Annotated in this window: 1 pseudogene; it reads right to left on the bottom strand. The window is 60.0% G+C overall.

From position 1 onward, the window contains the following. Positions 1-503, bottom strand: a pseudogene (locus AC1DU6_RS36015) (TonB-dependent siderophore receptor); the annotation flags it as partial.

The following is a 503-nucleotide window of genomic DNA, read 5'->3' as shown; positions in this document are numbered from 1 at the left end:
GATCGGGTCGGCGCCATAGAGCCTGTTGACGTCAGTGAGTGACGTATTGCGGTAGTCGATGCCGAACAGGGTGGTGTGGCTGAGGATGCCGGTGGTGAACTTACCCTGCAACTGGTTGTCGAGCGCAAAGGAGCCGAGGTTCGACACCGAGGAGCCGCCGCTGCGGTTCAGCAGCCCGGATGCCTCATCGAGATAGCCGCCGCCATTGATGCTGTCCGACTCGTTGTGCAGCCACGAATAGCGCAGGTTCTGCCGGAAGGTGAGGGCGTCGTTAATATTGTGCGCGAACAGATAGCCGACCGAGGCCATTTCGGTGTCGAACCTGTCGAAGTTGGGTTCGCCGACGAAGCGGTTGATCGGGATTGTGCGGCCTGCATTCGGATAGGCCGTGCCTGATGCCGGCAGAAACTGCAGGCCCCAGCCGTTCTTTTCCTTCTGGTAGTTGGCGAGCAACGTGAGGGTGGTGTCTTCATTCGGCTTGAACGTTACCGCCGGCGCGATGA

The organism is Roseateles sp. P5_B10 (assembly GCF_056400485.1).
This window is presented reverse-complemented; position numbering and strand designations above follow the sequence as displayed.